General features: G+C 66.3%; 18 protein-coding genes. 9 read left to right on the top strand and 9 right to left on the bottom strand.

Annotated features, from left to right (window positions below; translation table 11 throughout):
• Positions 1–200 precede the first annotated feature (200 nt).
• Positions 201–1,301: an epoxyqueuosine reductase gene (locus ACQP1G_RS18735; protein WP_433205822.1), complete on the top strand. Its 1,101-nt coding sequence runs from the start codon at positions 201–203 to the stop codon at positions 1,299–1,301.
• A 12-nt stretch (positions 1,302–1,313) separates the two neighbouring features.
• On the opposite strand, the gene ACQP1G_RS18730 is transcribed toward ACQP1G_RS18735, so the two are convergent.
• The 3 genes from ACQP1G_RS18730 to ACQP1G_RS18720 form a co-directional block, all read right to left on the bottom strand.
• Complete coding sequence (locus ACQP1G_RS18730) at positions 1,314–2,183, bottom strand: SDR family NAD(P)-dependent oxidoreductase (RefSeq protein WP_433205818.1); 870 nt, start codon at positions 2,181–2,183, stop codon at positions 1,314–1,316.
• Positions 2,184–2,237: 54 nt separating this feature from the next.
• Positions 2,238–2,651 (bottom strand): hypothetical protein, encoded by a 414-nt coding sequence (locus ACQP1G_RS18725; RefSeq protein ID WP_433205815.1) that lies wholly within the window; start codon positions 2,649–2,651, stop codon positions 2,238–2,240.
• 153 nt (positions 2,652–2,804) lie between these two features.
• Positions 2,805–4,286 (bottom strand): MFS transporter, encoded by a 1,482-nt coding sequence (locus ACQP1G_RS18720; RefSeq protein WP_433205812.1) that lies wholly within the window; start codon positions 4,284–4,286, stop codon positions 2,805–2,807.
• A 91-nt stretch (positions 4,287–4,377) separates the two neighbouring features.
• Here ACQP1G_RS18720 and ACQP1G_RS18715 point away from each other — a divergent pair, with 91 nt between their 5' ends.
• Both ACQP1G_RS18715 and ACQP1G_RS18710 read left to right on the top strand, forming a co-directional pair.
• Positions 4,378–5,055, top strand: a complete 678-nt coding sequence (locus ACQP1G_RS18715; RefSeq protein WP_433205809.1) for a TetR/AcrR family transcriptional regulator — start codon at positions 4,378–4,380, stop codon at positions 5,053–5,055.
• Positions 5,056–5,112: 57 nt separating this feature from the next.
• Entirely contained in the window at positions 5,113–6,093 is a 981-nt protein-coding gene (locus ACQP1G_RS18710; protein ID WP_433205806.1) for a zinc-binding dehydrogenase, read from the top strand.
• Positions 6,094–6,272: 179 nt separating this feature from the next.
• On the opposite strand, the gene ACQP1G_RS18705 is transcribed toward ACQP1G_RS18710, so the two are convergent.
• The 5 genes from ACQP1G_RS18705 to ACQP1G_RS18685 form a co-directional block, all read right to left on the bottom strand.
• Positions 6,273–6,953 carry an O-methyltransferase gene (locus tag ACQP1G_RS18705; protein WP_433205803.1) on the bottom strand — a complete coding sequence of 227 codons (681 nt, stop codon included), beginning with the start codon at positions 6,951–6,953 and terminating at the stop codon, positions 6,273–6,275.
• A 538-nt stretch (positions 6,954–7,491) separates the two neighbouring features.
• A complete protein-coding gene (locus tag ACQP1G_RS18700; RefSeq protein WP_433205800.1) occupies positions 7,492–9,213 on the bottom strand; it encodes an urease subunit alpha in 1,722 nt (573 codons plus the stop codon).
• Between the two features lie 84 nt (positions 9,214–9,297).
• Positions 9,298–9,609, bottom strand: a complete 312-nt coding sequence (locus ACQP1G_RS18695) for an urease subunit beta (protein ID WP_433205797.1) — start codon at positions 9,607–9,609, stop codon at positions 9,298–9,300.
• A gap of 77 nt (positions 9,610–9,686) precedes the next feature.
• On the bottom strand, positions 9,687–9,989 hold the full coding sequence (locus ACQP1G_RS18690; RefSeq protein ID WP_364790948.1) for an urease subunit gamma: 303 nt from the start codon (positions 9,987–9,989) through the stop codon (positions 9,687–9,689).
• Between the two features lie 67 nt (positions 9,990–10,056).
• Positions 10,057–10,455, bottom strand: a complete 399-nt coding sequence (locus tag ACQP1G_RS18685) for a PaaI family thioesterase (protein WP_433208628.1) — start codon at positions 10,453–10,455, stop codon at positions 10,057–10,059.
• A gap of 324 nt (positions 10,456–10,779) precedes the next feature.
• Here ACQP1G_RS18685 and ACQP1G_RS18680 point away from each other — a divergent pair, with 324 nt between their 5' ends.
• Positions 10,780–11,283, top strand: a complete 504-nt coding sequence (locus ACQP1G_RS18680; protein WP_433208625.1) for a nitroreductase family protein — start codon at positions 10,780–10,782, stop codon at positions 11,281–11,283.
• A gap of 6 nt (positions 11,284–11,289) precedes the next feature.
• Here ACQP1G_RS18680 and ACQP1G_RS18675 read toward each other — a convergent pair whose 3' ends face one another.
• The gene (locus ACQP1G_RS18675) at positions 11,290–12,003 is read right to left on the bottom strand and encodes a hypothetical protein (RefSeq protein WP_433205794.1); all 714 of its coding nucleotides are present in this window, start codon (positions 12,001–12,003) and stop codon (positions 11,290–11,292) included.
• Between the two features lie 82 nt (positions 12,004–12,085).
• On the opposite strand from ACQP1G_RS18675, the gene ACQP1G_RS18670 reads away from it, so the two are divergent.
• The 5 genes from ACQP1G_RS18670 to ACQP1G_RS18650 all read left to right on the top strand — a co-directional run bounded on the left by ACQP1G_RS18670 (position 12,086) and on the right by ACQP1G_RS18650 (position 16,734).
• Positions 12,086–13,186, top strand: a complete 1,101-nt coding sequence (locus tag ACQP1G_RS18670; protein WP_433205791.1) for a FecCD family ABC transporter permease — start codon at positions 12,086–12,088, stop codon at positions 13,184–13,186.
• Positions 13,187–13,247: 61 nt separating this feature from the next.
• Complete coding sequence (locus tag ACQP1G_RS18665; protein WP_433205788.1) at positions 13,248–14,408, top strand: FecCD family ABC transporter permease; 1,161 nt, start codon at positions 13,248–13,250, stop codon at positions 14,406–14,408.
• Positions 14,405–15,241 carry an ABC transporter ATP-binding protein gene (locus tag ACQP1G_RS18660; protein ID WP_433205785.1) on the top strand — a complete coding sequence of 279 codons (837 nt, stop codon included), beginning with the start codon at positions 14,405–14,407 and terminating at the stop codon, positions 15,239–15,241. Before ACQP1G_RS18665 ends, ACQP1G_RS18660 begins: the two co-directional genes overlap by 4 nt.
• Positions 15,242–15,338: 97 nt before the next feature.
• Positions 15,339–15,731, top strand: coding sequence for a BlaI/MecI/CopY family transcriptional regulator (locus ACQP1G_RS18655; RefSeq protein WP_040689937.1), 393 nt, complete (start codon positions 15,339–15,341; stop codon positions 15,729–15,731).
• Between the two features lie 64 nt (positions 15,732–15,795).
• The gene (locus ACQP1G_RS18650) at positions 15,796–16,734 is read left to right on the top strand and encodes a M48 family metalloprotease (RefSeq protein ID WP_433205782.1); all 939 of its coding nucleotides are present in this window, start codon (positions 15,796–15,798) and stop codon (positions 16,732–16,734) included.
• Positions 16,735–16,754: the final 20 nt, after the last annotated feature.

Here is a 16,754-nt window from a genome sequence, read left to right as displayed (position 1 = left end):
TTCGGATCGGGACAGGGTGTAGATCGGCACGGTGTTATATCGGATTCGATACGTCGGCCTGCTCCACGTCACTCCCGAAGGAAACCGACGCGAATCGAGCGCCCATCCCCCACGACACGCCCGGTGTGCGATGAGTTTCGGTGTTCGGCGGGGTCTATCTTGTTGAGGCCGTGCCGGTCTCGCGCTAACGAGGAGGGCCGATGTCGGCAGAGAATCAGGAACCAATAGGGCAGCGTCGGCTGGCGGAGCACCCGACCGTCAAGCGGATGGCCGAACAGGCGCGCACGACACCGGATCCGGTGCTGAGCGTTTCGCGGCTGCGCGAACTCTGCCTCGAGGCCGGAGCCGACGATGTCGGATTCGTGCCGGTCGACGACCCGCGCGTGGCCGTCGAACTCGAGCATGCCCGCGAAATCTTGCCCTCCGCACGCACATTCGTGGCCTTCTGCGTCCGGATGAACCGAGACAACCTGCGCAGCACCATGCGCAGCCTCGCCAACACCGAGTTCAACCACGCCGACGACGAGACCAACGAGGTGTCACGCCGTATCACCAGAGCATTGCAGGACGCCGGTTACCGTGCCGTCTATCCGGCGCCCGGATATCCGATGGAGGTCGACAAATTTCCCGGTCGCATCTGGGTGATCGCGCACAAAGTGGTGGCCGAGGCCGCCGGGCTGGGCGTTATGGGTATCCACCGCAACGTCATTCACCCGAAGTTCGGCAACTTCATCCTGCTCGGCACGGTGGTCACCGACGCGGTGATCGACGAACCCAGCGCATCGCTCGATTTCAACCCTTGTCTGGAATGCAAGCTCTGCGTCTCCGCATGTCCGGTCGGCGCGATCACCAACGACGGCGGCTTCGATTTCCAGGCCTGCTACACGCACAACTATCGAGAGTTCATGGGCGGCTTCACCGATTGGGCCGAAACCGTGGCCGACAGCGATAATGCCGCCGAGTACCGCGAGCGCGTCAGCACCGGCGAATCGTTCTCGATGTGGCAGAGCCTGTCGTTCAAACCCAACTACAAGGCCGGTTACTGTATGGCCGTCTGCCCGGCGGGCGAGGACGTGATCGGCGCCTACCTCGACGATCGCAAGAGCCACCTCGACGACGTCGTACGGCCACTGCAGAACAAATCCGAACCCGTCTACGTCCTGCCGGGATCCGCCGCGCAAGAGCATGTCACGCGCCGGTTCCCGAACAAGACGCCGAAGGCGGTGACCAATGGGTTCCCGGACGAGGTCAACGATCTGCTGGACCAGATCGGCCCCCGCCCGCGCAAGAAATCGGACTGATGGAGCTGGCGATCAGCGGCGGAATGCACGCTCCATGAAGCGCTGGGCCTGTCCGCGCTTCAGGTCGGTCCAGGCTTGGACCTCACGGGACCACCAGGGCGCGATCTCCCGCGGTTTGGCCGTGACCGCGCGGCAGACCAGATCGGAGGCTTCGTCGACGGTGAGGCCGGGAATCCGACTGAAGTCGGTCGGAGCGCTCATCCGGGTATGCACCAGCGGCATGTAAATGGAGGTGGTGGTGACCTTGTCGGCGGCGATTTCGGCTGCCGCACTGCGTAACCAGACATCGAAGGCAGACTTGGACGCGCCGTAGGCGGCCCACCGTGGGGCGGGCGGCATGCGCACACCCCAGGTAGATATGTTGACGATATGGCCCTGTTTGCGTTCGCGCATACTCGGCAGCAAGGTGAGCAGTAGGCGGACCGGACCGAGATAGTTCACGTCGATGGTGCGCGTGAAGTCGTGGAAACGGTCGTAGGATTCGTCGATCGAGCGGCGAATCGACTTGCCCGCGTTATTGATCAGCACATCGACATGACCGTGTTCGGCCAACACCGCTCGGCCGAGCTTCTCGACGGCGTCCATATCGGTCATATCCGTCGGATATGCCTGTGCGACACCGCCCTCGGCGGTGATCTCGGCCGCCACCTGCTCCAGGTCATCGACCGACCGCGCCACCAGCAGCACCACACCACCGGCCGCGGCCAATTTCCGTGCGCTCGCCTTGCCGATGCCGTGTGAAGCGCCGGTCACCAGCACGATCCGGCCCGCGACCGCCTTGCGCAGGGATTTCTCGCGCGGCCGGGAGGTCGGATACAGCAGCCAGCTCGCCACCCGCTCGGCGAGCGGCCGCCCATTGCTCGAAGCGGGCGTGCCGTTCACGCCTTCGACTGTATGCGCCGATCGCCGCCCGCACCCCCGGTATCGCGCCCGTGATCACCTGTCGAGCGCACCCCGCACCAGCTCCGGCAGATCCTGCCGAGTCAGATAGGCCGCGATCCGCAGCCCATCGTCGGTGCATCGGACCAGGAAGTCACTGTAGAGGTCGAGGGAGCGTTCGCCGAGCGAGAGCGCCCACCGCGCCGAGGTGAGCCAGTAGTGCCCGCCGAATTCGAAGGTCGTCTGCTCGACAAGTCGCGTGTGCGGCGCGGACCCGGAGTCGAATTGGCGTGCACGCGCTCGGGCCGCGGCGATGAACTCCGCCCGGCTCACACAGCGACTCGACGTCGGCGTCGTGACCAGGATGACCGGCTCGAAAAGCCTTGGCAGAGCGGCAAAATCCGACGCCGCGACGATCTCGTCGTAACTGCGAATGAAGTCCTCGATCGAGGAGATGTCATGCGAAAACATGACATCTAATTATATCGCGAACTACACCCGATCCCAGGTAGGCGCGCCGTCGCCGGTATTCGATCACCGTGCAGCAGGACGGCCTGCCGCAGCGCGTGGGCCAGGTGAGCCATGCACCGGCCCGGGCCGAGGGGATACCGCCACAGAGAGCGTTCAGTCGGATACCGGGGTCGAGCGCGGTGCGAACGCGGCAATCGCGCCCATAACCACCAAGAGCACCGCGCCGACCGAGGTCGCCACGTGCATACCGGAGACGAAGGATTCGCGCGCGGAATCGACCAGTGCGGTGTTGCCGTCCGCATGCTGGATGGTCTCGCCGAGGGTGTCCGAATAGTCACCGCCCGACCGGAAGACCAGCGCGGCGATCGAACCCAGCAGCGCGAGGCCGAGCGCATTGCCCAGTTCGAAGCTGGTCTCGGAGATCCCGACCGCGGAACCGGCCCGCTCGGGCGGCACCGAGGACACCGCCACATCCGACACCAGCGTGAACGCCAGGCCGTACCCGATTCCGGCGATCGTGGATCCGGCCAGGTACCAGGCGATTCCGCCGTCCACACCGACACCGATCAGCATCACATTGCCGACCGCCGAGGCCAGCAACGCCAGCACGAAGGTGGAGCGCACCCCGAGCTTGTGCCCGACCCGCGCACCGCCCATCGAGCAGACGAACACCGCGATCGCCATCGGAATCCCGAGCAGCGCGGCCGCCAGCGGCTCACGTCCGGTCACCGATTGCAGATAGACGCTGGTGAGATAGCTCATCGCCGCCAGCGACATCATGCCGACCAGACTCGATCCGATGGCGACCGTGAACTGCACCCGCCGGAACAACCGCAGATCCAGCAGCGGTTCGGCCAGCTGTCGCTGCCGCCGCACGAAGACGGCGAGTAGCACGACGCCGATGAGTCCGATGACGATCGATGTGATGTCGAACCCTTCGGCCGCGATCTGTTTGACCGCGTATACCACCGGTAGGATGCCGCCGATCGACAGCAGCACACTCGCAATATCGAGCGGTCCGACCACACCGGAGCGATGTTCGGGCAGTACGAACGGACCGAAGGCGAGCAGGATCAGCAGCACCGGAATGTTGATGAGAAATACCGAACCCCACCAGAAGTGGTGCAACAGCACCCCGCCGAGAATCGGACCCACCGCGGATCCGCCCGCGAAGAACGCAGTCCACACACCGATCGCGGCGGCGCGTTCACGGGCATTCGGAAACAGGCTGGAGATCAGTGCGAGACTCGACGGCAGCAGGGTCGCGCCGCCCATACCCATCAGCGCCCTGGCGATGATCAACACCATCGCGCTCGGCGCGAAGGCCGCGATGATCGAGGCGATGCCGAATACCGAGGCACCGACCAGCAGAATGTTGCGCCGTCCGATTCGATCCCCGAGATTGCCCATGGTGATGAGCAGGCCCGCGATGAGGAAGCCGTAGATATCGAGAATCCACAGCTGCTGCGCGGCCGACGGATCGAGATCGAGGGTGAGCGTCGGCATGGCCAGAAACAGCACCGAGATATCCATCGACACCAGCAGCACCGGCAGCAGCAGCACCGCGAGGCCGAGCCGAGCGCGCCGCGAACCTGTCGGCGCCGTCGCCACCGGCGCGGCCTCCACCTGAGTCATTCCGAATGTCCTCTCCATGTCGCGTACGGCGTACGCGTCAGTCCGGGTACAGTGTACGCATGCGGGTCCAAAACCGGAAGCGAGTCATGGGATGACTGAGCCGAAGCTCACTCGAGCCGCCATCGTCGACACGGCGATCACCCTCGCCGATGCGGAAGGGCTCGACGGGTTGTCCATGCGACATATCGCCGAGCGAATGGGCGTCGGCGCCATGTCGCTGTACCGGCACGTCGCGAATAAGGACGAACTGCTCGCCCTGATGACCGATGAGATATCGGCTCGCAACCCGTATCCGTCACCGGAGGGCAAGAACTGGACCTGGCGCGACCGAGTCCGTATTGCCGCCGAGATCGATTGGGCGCTTTACCAACAGCATCCGTGGGTGCTGCTCACCTTCGCCATGCCCCGCTACAGTTTCGGCCCACAGGGCCTGGCCTGCTTCGCCTGGCTGGTCGAGGGTCTGCGCGAGTTGAATGTCTCGACCCGCGAGGCGGCCACCATGGCATTCGCGGTGTGGAACTACATCTCCGGGGCCACGCTTCCGCACATCAGTGGTGCGCTGGTCGCGCGCAAGGGCATGAATCCGGAGGGGTCCAACGGACTGCGGGCCCTACTGGAAGGAAAATCACAGCTGCCGATTCCGGCCGCACTCGCCGATCTGGACGGCAGCGGTGTCAGCGATCTGACCTCGGAGGATCTGCTGTATCTGGGATTGTCCGCGCTCTGCGACGGATTCGAGGCCCGTTGCGTGCAGGCGAGCACGCCTTGACCTGAATGGCACTTCAGGTTGCAGGGTTGACTCCACTGCCGACGAACAGGAGTCACCGTGCACGCCATCCGCCTTCATACCTTTGGACCGGCCGAGAATCTGCGCTACGAAACGGTTTCCGATCCGGTGCCGGGGCCGGGCCAGGTGCTCATTCGGGTCGCGGCGGCGGGTGTGCATGTCATCGATACCGCGTTGCGCAGGGGCGAGCCCGGCCCGTACCCGCTGCCGCAGTTGCCCACCATCCCGGGCCGTGAGGTCGCCGGGACCGTGGACCGGATCGGACCGGATGTCGATACGTCCTGGCTCGGCAAGCGGGTCGTCGCCCATCTCGGGATGGCACCCGGCGGCTATGCCGAGTTGGCCGTGACGGAAACCGCTCGACTGCACGAGATTCCGGCCGATCTCGATGCGGCCGAGGCAGTCGCGATCGTCGGCACCGGGCGAACGACCATGGGGATCTTATTGTTCACCGAACTCGGTCCCGACAGTGTGGTGGTGGTAGCCGCCGCGGCGGGCGGTATCGGGACCCTGCTGGTTCAGTATGCGAAGAACGTCGGGGCCACGGTGGTCGGTCTGGCCGGTGGGCCCGCGAAAGTCGAACTGGTGCAACGCAATGGCGCGGATATCGCGATCGACTACCTACTCCCCGACTGGCCGGATCAGGTCACGGCGCGACTCGGCGACCGGCGCGCCACCGTACTGTTCGACGGTGTCGGCGGCGAAATAAGCCGCGCCGCCATCGATCTGCTCGGCAAGGGCGGCCAGCACCTCAGCTACGGCGCGGCCAGCGGTGCGCCGCGGTCGCTGCCGGAGCAGGAGTTGGCCACGCGTGGCATCACCTCCGAACTGGTCGTCGGACCGCGGCTGCTGCAGCGGGTCGGCGGCGATCTGCGCCCGCTCGAGGACAAGGCGATGGCCGAGGCCGCAGCCGGTCGACTGCGGCCCGCGGTCCAGCGATTCGCGCTGTCCGATGCGGTCGGCGCGCACCGCGCGCTGGAGACGCGCGGCACCGTCGGCAAGGTGGTACTTCAGGCGTAGGAGCGATAGCCCGGATCGTTCTCCTCGCGGAAGCCCTCGACCGTGGCACGCACGGCACGGTCGAGGTTGTCCGTGATGACCAATGAAGATCAACCGTCACAGCCTCGTTCGTCCTACGGAGCGTCGGTATCAACCGGGCTGCCCGACTCCGACGCGGCGTGCCCGGCCGTCAGCAACGCTCAGTCGGTGAACTCGCCGTTGACCACGGCGTAGGCGAAACCGTCCCAACCCTTACTACCGACGGTTTGCACCACCGTGGCGTCGAGGCTCGGTTCGGAGGCGAGCAGGTCGACCAGGTCGCGGCTGGCCTGCACGGCCGGATCGTCCGAATTCTCGTCGACGACACCACCATTGCGCACGACATTGTCGACGATGATCACCGATCCGGGCCGGGTCAAACGCAGTGCCCACAGCACATAGTTCGAGTTGTTGACCTTGTCGGCATCGATGAACACCAGATCGAACGGCTCCGGATCCTCGTCCGCCAGTACCGGCAGACTGTCCAGCGCCGCGCCCACCCGGACCTCGACCCGATCCCCGACCCCGGCCCGATCCAGATTCTCGCGCGCGACCCGCGCGTGCCGCGGCTCGAATTCCAAGGTGACCACCAGGCCGTCCTTACCCACCGCCCGCGCCAGCCAGATCGTGCTGTACCCACCGAGCGTCCCGATCTCCAGCACCCGTCGCGCGCGAACCGACCGCGCGATCAAGTGCAGGAACTTCCCTTGCGCCGGTGATACGTCGATGGCGGGCAATCCGGCCGCCGCGTTCGCGGCCAATGCCGTCGCGGTCGAATCCTCGCCTCCCACCAAAGAGTCCACGATGAAGCTGTCCACGTCGGCCCACTCGAACGTCGTCATAATCGCAGTCTGCCACCGGATGCGTCGATACCGGCCGAACCAGGCGCTAGCAATCGGATGGGCACACCCGCGAAAACATGCGCGACGTCGCCGACATCATCGCCCGGGGCCATCCCTACCACCCAGCGGTGAACGTTGTCAGCACCACTCGGGCGCGGCTTTGCCCAGTTCCTGTGCGCACCATCGCGCACGACGACAGATCAGGTCACTGGACGTTTCAGTCACCGAAACGGCTGCCATTCGGCCGTGCAGGCTCTGGTACTGCTGGACCTTGCGCTCGAGATTTTCGGCCCATTGTGCGAGGTCATCGGCCGCCTGGCCCGGGTCACCATTCAGCAACTCGGTCCCATCCCAGCCATGGCGCACGTTCTCGGTACCGATTTCCGGGGGTCACGTGATCTCCGGCCCGACGCCCGAACCGACCTTACGAGGTCGGATCGGCACTGGCAACACGCCTGCAGAGGTGCACGTGTGGATTGCGTCGAGATGCCGCGGCCAGGCGCCGCAACGGCCTCCGGCGCGGACCACCGTTTCGTGGTCAGAACAGGAAATACCGCTGGGCCATGGGCAACTCGGTCGCGGGCTGTTCGGTCCAGACCTCGCCATCGACACGGACGGTGAATGTGTCCGGGTCGACTTCGATGCGCGGCATGGCGTCGTTGTTGGGCATATCGGTCTTGGTGACGCCACGAACGTTCTTGACGGGGGCCAGTTTTCGGCGGAGGCCGAGACGGTCGGCGAGACCGTCTTCGATGGCCTGTTCGGAGACGAAGTGTAGCGAAGTCGCCGCGGCGACCAGCGGTGCCGCACCGAACATGGGCCGCGGCAACACCGGCTGCGGAGTGGGAATGGAGGCGTTGGCGTCGCCCATGGCGGCCCAGGCGATCGCGCCGCCCTTCAGGACGGCGTGTGGGCGGACACCGAAGAAGGCCGGATCCCAGAGGACGAGGTCGGCGAGTTTGCCGACCTCCACCGAGCCGATTTCCTGGTCGAGACCGTGCGCGATGGCCGGGCACATGGTGTATTTCGCGATATACCGCTGCACGCGGGCGTTATCCGCGGCGCCGTCGCCCGGCAGCGCACCGCGGCGGCGCTTCATGACGTGCGCGGTCTGCCAGGTACGCATGACGACCTCGCCGATGCGGCCCATGGCCTGCGAGTCACTGCCGATCATCGAGATCGCGCCGAGATCGTGCAGCAGATCCTCGGCGGCAATGGTGGAGGGCCGGATCCGGCTCTCCGCGAAGGCCAGGTCCTCCGGGATGGACGCGCTGAGGTGGTGGCACACCATCAGCATGTCCAGATGCTCGTCCAAGGTATTGACCGTATGCGGGCGGGTCGGGTTGGTCGAACTGGGCAGCACATTGAGATATGCGGCGACGGTGATGATGTCGGGCGCATGCCCGCCGCCCGCACCCTCGGTGTGATACGCGTGGATGCCGCGGCCCGCGATGGCCGCGAGGGTGTCCTCGACGAATCCGGCCTCGTTCAAGGTGTCCGAGTGCAGCGCCACCTGCACGCCCGCCGCATCGGCGACGGTAAGACAGGCATCGATCGCGGCCGGGGTGGACCCCCAGTCCTCGTGCAGTTTGAAACCCGCTGCGCCGCCGCGCAATTGCTCCCACATGGATTCGGCACTGACCGTATTCCCCTTGCCGAGCAGCACGATATTCATCGGCCAGCCGTCGGTGGCCTCCAACATCCGTGCCAGATGCCAGGATCCGGGTGTGACGGTGGTCGCCTTGCTGCCCTCGGCCGGACCGGTGCCGCCGCCGATCAGTGTGGTGATGCCGCCGCCGAGTGCCTCGTCCATCAGCTGCGGACAGATGAAGTGCACGTGACAGTCGATCGCGCCCGCGGTGAGAATGCGGCCGTTGCCCGCGATGACCTCGGTATTCGGGCCGACCACCAGATCCGGATGCACCCCGTTCATGGTGTCCGGATTGCCCGCCTTGCCGATCGCACGGATGCGGCCGTCTCGAATACCGACGTCGGCCTTGATGATTCCCCAGTGGTCGATGATGACCACGCCGGTGATCACGGTGTCCGGGGTACCCTCGGCACGGGTCGCGCGGGCTTGGCCCATGGATTCGCGCAACACCTTGCCGCCGCCGAATACGGCCTCGTCGCCCGCGAGTCCCGGTCCGCCGCTGCGGTCTTCGGTGATCTCGATCAGCAGATCGGTGTCCGCCAGGCGAATGCGGTCACCGGTGGTGGGGCCGAACAGTTCGGCATACCGCGCACGGCTCAGCTCACTCATCGCGTTCCACTTCCCGGCCTGCGGGCACTCCGCACCGAATCGTCTGCGATTACCTCCGCGGGATACGAATCGCGCGGGTTCGTGCTAGTCATCAAGACGGCCGGGTGGGGTCAGGCTGATGCCGTGGACCTCGCGAGTGCCGCCGAAGGGTACCAGCGAAACCCGTTGGCCGAGACCGGGTTCGAAACGCACCGCAGTACCGGCCGGGATGTCGAGCCTGCGCCCGTGCGCGGCCTCACGATCGAAGCGCAGCGCGGCATTCGCCTGTGGGAAGTGCACATGGCTACCGACCTGGATCGGGCGGTCACCGGTGTTCACGACGTCGAGTTCGATGCGGTCGGAGCCGGCGTTGAGTTCGATTGTGCCTTCGGCACAGAGATATTCACCCGGAATCATGACAACGCCCGGCGTGTGGCGCGAACGCGGTCCCGACGTTCGCCGGGACGACGGTGTGACAGTCGCACGCGGCGCTCCTAACCGATCGGGTGGTGCACGGTCACCAGTTTGGTGCCGTCCGGGAAGGTGGCCTCGACCTGCACGTCGTGGATCATCTCCGGCACGCCCTCCATCACATCGGCACGCGTGAGAACTGTTCGCCCCGACGACATCAGCTCTGCGACAGTGCGTCCGTCGCGGGCGCCCTCGAGTACGTGATCGGTGATCAGCGCGACCGCCTCGGGATGGTTCAGCGCGAGCCCGCGTGCCTGCCTGCGCCGGGCCAGTTCGGCCGCGTAGCTCAGCAGCAGCCGTTCCTGCTCGTGCGGGGACAGTCGCATCCGGGCTCCTCGGCGGTCGTGGATCAGGGTGACGGTAATTCTGGCACGCCTGTGTCGGGGGCGCCGGTCAATCCCTGGCGGGCAGGTTCTGCAGCCGCACCTGGCCGCGTGCCACTGTGCGACCCTCGTCATCGGTGAGCACGACCTGCCACAGCTGCTGCAGCCGGCCGCGGTGCAGCGGCGTCGCCTCACCGAAGACCTTGCCCTCGCGCACCGAGCGCAGGAAGTCGGTGTTGTTGTTCACCCCGACCACGGTGCCTGTATTGCCCTGCGCCGTGTACCAGACCCCGCCGCCGATGCTGGCGAGCGATTCGATGACCGTGCAGTACACCCCGCCGTTGACGATGCCCGCCAGCTGCAGCAGCTGCGGCCCCACGGTCAGCTCGCCACGCACCCGATCCGGCGTGACCTCGGTGAATTCGAGGCCGATCAGATCGGTGAAGGTGTTCTTGCTGAGCTCGGTCATCAGCTCGGGCGTGACATCGGCCAGCGACTGGATCTGGGCAACTTCCTGCTGTGTCATGTATTCACCTTGGCACAGCGCGTCTCGGCCCCCGCGCCATGCTCCCCGTGACCACTTCTCGGCCGAGGTGCTGGTTCGCCATTCAACGGTGTTATTCGCCCGATACAGAGCGGTGGGCTCCACACATACGTGGAGCCCACCGCGGCAATGGATCGGGGGTTCACGGCAGCCCTCCGGAACACTCGGCCGACCCCAACGCCGCTCACAGTATAGGTCAGGCTTACCTAACTAGGCAACTCTGCGGTGTGCCACATTGGGCTCGTGGCGATGCAGTCGATCAAAACCCTGCGGTCTACCAGACACTTTCTGCCGGAGCCCGTTCCGCGCTCGACCATCGAGGACATCATCGACACGGCCCGATGGACCGGTTCGGCGCGTAACCGCCAACCGTGGCGGTTCATCGCGGTGACCACCGACGCACTGCGCATCGAGCTGAGCAAGCTCGGGCGCTACGCAGGCCATCTCGCCGAGGCGCCGTTGATCCTGGTATTGCTCTCTGCGGACAACGGTTTCACCGATACCGAGTTCGACATGGGTCGCATCTGCCAGTCGCTCTGCCTGGGGGCGCACGACCGCGACCTCGGCACCTGCGTCACGACATTTCACCCCAGCGATAACGTCACCCGGCTGGTCGCCCTGCTCGGCATCCCATCCGGCTGGCTCCCGCACCACGCGATTGCCATCGGCCGCGGTGACCCGCACCGGCATCGGCGTCCATCGGCCGTCCCCACCGGGCGACTGCCCGGATCAACCCTGCTCACCTGGGCATAGGCGGACTTACCGAACCGAGCACCCCACGACACGCCGTACCGGCAGACCGCGCTCTTCCAGCGCCAGCAGCAATCCCTCACCACGCCGCGCACCAGCCATGGAATCCGTCCGCGCCAGATCCGGTACGTAGGTGGCCGCGCCGACGATGGATTCGCCGACGAGCGACCAGAATCGACGTTCGCCGAGCCCCGAGCAACCCGCCAAGGTGCGCTGGATCAACCGCAGCGAGGGTTCACACCGATGCGCGAGCCAGACGTACATCGCCTGCTCGCACGGCAACGTCACCACGCCGGGCTCCCCCGCAAGTCGATCACCGTCGAGCACGCGAATTGTGGTGTCGGCCAAGCCAGCCCAATCGATGCCGCCATCGTTGTCCGCATGGATCCACAGGTTCTCGATACCCGGATCCCAGGCTCGTCCTTCGGCTACCAGTAGGGCGACCACTCGCCCGATCACCGCGTGGATCAACGCGGTCGCCACCACTTCGGCGGCGGTATCGGCGCTGATCATTTCCGCGGCGTGGCGCCGATACATCAGCTCGATCCGGCCCTCACGCAATCCGTCGGCAAGCCGCCACCACCGTCGTTTGCCCTGCTCGGACATCGCCGCCACCGCATATACCCGTGGATGTTCGGGTTGCAGCGAGCGCAGCCGGGCGCACGCTCTCCCGAACGCCACAGGGGACTGGCGGGGCATGCGGGTTGTCACTGACTCGGGCATCGAACCTCCTCGGGGCGGCTCCGTCATGGGGTCGGCATCGAAAGATAGGTTAGGCTTACCAGACCTAGCAACCGGACACCATATGTCGAGTCAGGAGAAGTTCGTCGCCGTGACGGCATCAGGCACCATCGCGCCGGGGGCGCGACGGACAAATCCACCGCGTCGTCGTCGGCATGGACTCGTCCTGCTGAGTGCGCTGCTCTTGCTCGCCACCGTGGCCAGCATCGCGATCGGCACTCGATCGCTGTCCCTGGGCACCGTCTACGACGCCGTGCACAACGCCCTCACCTGTCCGGGTGGACCGTTCAACTGCCCGGCCGGATCGACCGCGGAGGAAATCGTGCGCGGACTTCGCTTGCCGCGCACCGCACTTGCATTGGTCACCGGGCTCGCACTGGGGATCGCCGGTGCGCTGATCCAGGGCTATACCCGCAATCCGCTCGCCGACGCGGGACTGCTCGGATTGAATGCGGGTGCGGCATTCCTTGCGGCGCTGAGCATTTACCTGTTCGCATTCACCGCGCCCGAACAGTACATCTGGTTCGCCTTCTCGGGAGCGCTGGTCGCGGGGCTGGTGGTGTTCGGGGCGGCGGCGATCGGCGGCGGTAAGGCAAGCCCGCTGAGCTTGGTGCTGGCCGGTGCCGCGGTGACCGCATTCCTACAGGCCATGACCAATGCCATTGTGCTGCTGGACAATGCGGCGCTGGACACCTACCGATTCTGGGTGGTCGGCACCGTGAACGGACGCGACGCCGAGGTGTTCTGGCAGGTGTTGCCGTTCTTGGCGATCGGTGTGGTGCTGGCCGTCGTTGCCTCGCCCGGGCTGAATCTGCTCAGCCTCGGTGACGAGGTCGCGCGTGGGCTCGGGGTGAATGTCGGGCGCAGCCGGGCGCTCGGATCGGCCGCGATCGTTTTGCTGTGTGGTGCGGCGACGGCGGCCGTCGGCCCGATCGCATTCATCGGGTTGGTAGTGCCGCATGTCGCACGGGTTTTCACCGGTCCCGACTACCGCTGGCTGATCCCGTATTCCGGACTGCTCGGCGCATTACTTTTGCTTGTCGCCGATGTGGTCGGGCGAATTGTGGCGCGGCCCGGTGAGTTACAGGTTGGCGTAATGATCGCGGCCCTCGGCGCACCGTTCTTCATCCTGCTCGTCCGCCGCAAGAAGCTGGTGAGCCTGTGAGCGACATGTCACACTGCCGGTCGACCGAGCCACACGTGGGGCGGTTATGAGCGAGCAAACGATGGACACGGCATCTCCGGATCCCGCGGAAATCCGCCAGAGCGCATTGACTTCGACCCGGACTCCGCAGGCGACAGCCGCCGCACCACTGCATCGCATCCGACCGGCGCTGCGCCTCGGTCCGGTGTCCCTGGTACTGCGGCCCACTATGGCAGTCATCGTTGTTGCACTCGCCGCGGCTCTGCTCGCACTGTTCTGCCTCGATATCGCCTTCGGCGACACCCACATTCCGCTCGGCCGAGTACTGGATGTGCTCGCCGGCGGCGGCACCCGATCCCAGCGTTTCATCGTGCTGGAATCGCGCCTGCCGCGCGCGCTCACCGCACTGGTCGTCGGCGCGGCGCTCGGCATCGCGGGTGCGATTACCCAGTCCATCCTGCACAACCCGTTGGCCGCGCCGGATATGCTCGGCATCACCACCGGCTCCAGCCTCGGCGCGGTCGCGGTGCTTGTCGGAACCGGTGGCGCGACAACTGGATTCGCCGCTAGCGTCGGCGCTCCGCTGGCCGCACTGGCGGGTGGACTGCTCGCCGCGATCGCCATCTACCTCCTCGCTTGGGGCCGCAGCGCGACCGGTGAGCGCGGCGTCACCCCGATGCGACTGGTGCTGATCGGCATCGGTGTGAACGCATTGCTGTTGTCCGGCATCAGCTTTCTGCTCACCCGCGCCAGCCTGCAGGACGCCGCCCGCGCGCAACTCTGGCTCAACGGCTCACTCAGTAGTGCGGATCGGACCGGACTGATTCCGGCCGCACTCGCGCTGGGCGTTGTCGCGTCGGTAGCGGTGGGATCCGCGAGAACCCTTGCGGCACTGCGCCTGGGCACCGACACCACCCGGGCACTCGGGGTGCGGATCCAGACCCAGCAGATGCTGCTGATCGGCGCGGCCGTGGTGGCCGCATCCGTCGCCACCGCCGCGGTCGGTCCGGTCGGATTTGTGGCGCTCGCCGCACCGCAGATCGCCCGCCGACTGCTGCGAACTCCCGGCGAACCGCTCATCGGCTCGGCGTTCATCGGTGCCATCCTGGTGATCGGCGCGGATGTGGCCGCGCGATCGATGTTTCCGGTCGATCTGCCGGTCGGTGTCGTGACCGCTGCCTTCGGCGGACCGTTCCTGCTCTACCTGCTCGTGCGTATGAATCGGAAGGCGACACTGTCATGACTCGCGATACCCGGCTCGCCGCACAGGACGTCACCCTCGGCTACGGCGACCGCGTCATCGTCGACGGCCTCAGCATCGATATCGCCCCCGGCGTGATCACCACCGTCATCGGCCCCAACGGCTGCGGCAAGTCGACCATGTTGCGCTCGCTGGGTCGCTTGCTGCGCCCGCAGCAGGGGCGAATCCTGTTGGACGGCAAGGCGATCTCGTCGATGAAGACCAAGGATGTCGCGCGTATCGTCGGCATGCTCCCGCAGTCGCCGGTCGCGCCCGAGGGGCTGACCGTCGCGGATCTCGTTGCGCGCGGCCGTCATCCGCACCAGTCCTGGATCCGGCAGTGGTCGGCCACCGACGAAGACGAGGTCTTGTCCGCGCTCGCGGCGACGGGCATTGCCGAGTTGGCCGATCGCGCGCTCGACGAGTTGTCCGGCGGGCAGCGTCAGCGCGCCTGGATCTCGATGGCCTTGGCCCAGGGCACCGATATCCTGCTGCTCGACGAGCCGACCACCTACCTCGACCTCGCACATTCGGTCGAGGTCCTGGACCTGGTCGACCGGTTGCACTGCGACCTCGGCCGCACCGTGGTGATGGTGCTGCACGATCTCAACCTGGCCATCCGCTACAGCGACCAGCTGATCGTCATGCGCGACGGACGCATCATCGCCCAGGGCGCGCCCGCCGACATCATCAATGTCGCGCTGCTGCGCGAGGTCTTCGATCTCGACGCCTCCGTACTCGAGGATCCGGTCTCCGGCCGACCGATGGTCGTGCCCATCGGAACCAGGCACGTCCTGGCGGCGTATGCGGCGCAGCCGGGCACAGCCCCCGAGTAGTTCCCGGCCGGGCCTATGACAAATGCCACACCAGCAATCAGGCAGTTACGACGTCGCGTAGTACGCAATTGCGTCGTTGAGTCCGTAAACTTGTGGGATGGCAGGACTTGGTGAACTCGAGAAAGCGGTCATGGACCAGCTGTGGTCCAGTGACGAGCCGCAGACCGTACGGCAGGTACACGAGGCTTTGGCCGCCCGCCGTGAGCTCGCGTACACCACGGTGATGACGGTGCTGCAACGGCTGGCGAAGAAGAATCTGGTGGTCCAGCGACGCGACGACCGCGCCCACCGCTACGCCCCGGTGCACACCCGCGACGAACTCGTGGCCAGTTTGATGGTCGACGCACTGCAGCAGGCCGATGTGGCGGGCAGTCGCGCGGCCGCGCTCGTGCACTTCGTTGAACAGGTCGGCAGGGACGACACGGATGCGCTGCGCGAAGCACTCGCTAAGCTCGAAGCATCCGAAGATACTGCGCCGCCGAAGCAGTAGTCTTGGGATCCTGGCCTCACAATGAGGTGAGTGCCCTGGCCCCACAACGCAGTGAGCTGAGTCGATGAACGCAACCGCGCCGGTCTTTGCCGGTCTCGCTTTGCTTCTCGCGGGGCCCGCCCCAGCACTGTTGAGCCGCGCGACCTGGCCGTACCGGACACCCCGCGCCGCGCTCGTGTTGTGGCAGGCCATCGCGCTCGCCGCCGTGCTCAGCGCATTCGGCTCGGGTCTGGCCATCGCCGCCCAATTGCTTGTACCGGGACCGGACGGTCGCCCGACCACCTCCCCGGCACGCGAAATCGATGCACTCGGATTGCCGCTGTGGCTGGCGTACGTCTTCGTCTTCGCGTTGACGCTGTTGGTCGGCGCGCGCCTGATCTACGCGATCGTGCGCGTCGGCGTGCACACGCGCCGACGTCGGGCGCACCACCGCATGCTCGTCGATCTGCTCGATCAGAGCGGACCGCAGCGCCGCGCCGCCGATATCCGGGTACTCGGCTCGACCGAGCCGATCGCCTATTGCCTGCCCGGCTTGCGCCAGCGGGTCGTATTGAGCGAGGGCACGCTCACCAGCCTGCAGGACGCCGAGGTCACGGCCATCGTCAGCCATGAGCGCTCCCATCTGCGGGCTCGCCACGACCTGGTGCTCGAGGCCTTCACCGCGGTGCACGAGGCCTTCCCCCGGGTGGTGCGCAGCAAGGCCGCGCTCGGCTCGGTGAAATTGCTGATCGAATTGCTCGCCGATGACTCGGCGGTCAAGGTGACCGGCCCGAAGCCGCTGGCCCGCGCCCTGGTCGCCTGCGCCAAATCCACCGCACCGCAGGGCGCGCTCGCCGCTGGCGGTCCGACCACCTTGATCCGCATCCAGCGACTGGGTGGACGGATCGGCGATATTCGGGTCGCCTCGGCGGCATATCTGGGGTCGGCGGCCATCCTGGTGGTCCCGACCATGGCTGTCGCGGTACCCTGGCTGGTCGAACTGGATCGACTGCTCCGTAACTGATTCATCCGGTTCCACCTGAC

This window comes from Nocardia sp. CA-107356, assembly GCF_050946365.1.
Classification (GTDB): Bacteria; Actinomycetota; Actinomycetes; order Mycobacteriales; family Mycobacteriaceae; genus Nocardia.
Note: the sequence above shows the minus strand (reverse complement) of the source record. Positions and strands in the feature narration are given on the sequence as shown.